This is a genomic window from Azospirillum sp. B4, assembly GCF_000333275.1.
Lineage (GTDB): Bacteria > Pseudomonadota > Alphaproteobacteria > Azospirillales > Azospirillaceae > Nitrospirillum.
This window is the reverse complement of sequence record NZ_BACU01000685.1, coordinates 1-1,347: the sequence shown is the minus strand read 5'-3', so window position 1 is coordinate 1,347 and position 1,347 is coordinate 1. Positions and strand designations below refer to the sequence as shown.

The window sequence follows — 1,347 nt, the reverse complement described above, 5'->3', positions numbered from 1 at the left end:
TCATGCGCCAGGCGGCATCGAACGCCGCTTTGTTTCCGGTCAGGGCCGCCCAGGGCAGCATCAGCCACGACCATTCGAACTGGTGCCCCGGCTCCACGATGCGGCCCTGGGTGCCGGTCACGGGGCGCCAGTCGCCGTCGAAGAATTCCTTCAGCCCGCCCATGTCGTCGTCGATGAAGCGGGTCAGCGCCAGGGTGACGATCTCCTCCGCCAGGGCGCGCCAGCCGCCGTCGCCGCCCTGCTCCATCCAGGCCAGGCTGGCTTCCAGCATGTGCATGTGCGGGTTGGACAGCAGGGGCAGGGTGCGGGGGTGGCTCTCCTCGAACCCGCCCTGGGCGTGGTGCAGGGTATCCAGCAGACGCTGGCGCAGCGCCACCGCCATCTCCTCCGGCTTGCGGTTTTCCGGCGTGGCGGATTGGGCGGCGGCCAGCGCGAACAGGGCGAAGGCCTGGTCGTACAGAACCACGGTGTCGTCCAAGGCGGTGCCGTCCGGCGCCACCTTGGTGCGGAACAGGCCGTCGGGGCGGCGGTAGTGGTTCAGGAAGAAGGTCAGGCCGTGTTCCGCCGCCTCGCGCACCGGGCCGTTCCAGCCGGACCTGGCGGCGACGGCGTAGGCATAGACCTGACGGGCCTGGACCCGCGCCCGGCGGGCATCGCTGGTGGGGCGGCCCGCAAGGTCCAGCTTCTCATGGAAGCCGCCGTTCAGCCGGTCGGCCCCGACCTCCCACCACAGGGGATAGGCGTGCTCCACCAGCCAGGCCTTCAACTGGCCGCGCACGGCGGCGGCATCGGCCAGCGGCCCCGTGGGGGTGGAGTTGGAAGTGGTGGAGGATAGGACAGCCGCGTGCATCATGGGGTCACCTTCCGGTCTGGCGGATCGGGGAAATGGCTTAGACGATAGAAGCCGCCCAGGCCCGCGGCCAGGGGCAAGGCGGTAATAATTCGGTGACCGCACCGGTGCGGACGGTGGGGATGTCGCCAATCGCGCGAAACCATGCCGGGTCACGGCGGCACGCGGCGTATCGGGATGTGGAATTGAATCCCTGGAAGGGCCCATCGCGGTGAGGAGATTCGGAATGACCCCGAAGAAGCCCATGACTCTTGTCCACGGCCTGGTGATCTGCCTGATGACGGGCGCCAACACGCTATCCGTGATGATGAGGACGGCGGAGCCGGCTTTTCGAATATTGTCCGGCGTCGTCGCCGGCGCGCTGTTTGTTTTTTCGTTTTTGATCGCTTCAGGGGTTTTCCTGAAATGGGTGAGCCGAAATCGGCGGGCACCCAAATAAAAACGGCCCAGGTTCCGTCGGGGAACCTGGGCCGCATCGTGCCCGCCGCCTCCAGGGG

The 1,347-nt window shown here is 67.6% G+C and carries 2 protein-coding genes; one reads left to right on the top strand and one right to left on the bottom strand.

The window, feature by feature from the left end:
* Positions 1-853: AGE family epimerase/isomerase (locus I55_RS30665; protein WP_049974663.1), on the bottom strand; the 853-nt coding region annotated here is incomplete at its 3' end.
* 223 nt (positions 854-1,076) lie between these two features.
* Here I55_RS30665 and I55_RS30660 point away from each other — a divergent pair.
* Positions 1,077-1,289, top strand: a complete 213-nt coding sequence (locus tag I55_RS30660; protein WP_044564522.1) for a hypothetical protein — start codon at positions 1,077-1,079, stop codon at positions 1,287-1,289.
* Positions 1,290-1,347 lie beyond the last annotated feature (58 nt).

Bases quoted from the DNA above. Each gene is read 5' to 3' on its own strand.
- I55_RS30660 (WP_044564522.1), top strand. From the start codon at position 1,077: ATGACCCCGAAGAAGCCCATGACTCTTGTCCACGGCCTGGTGATCTGC.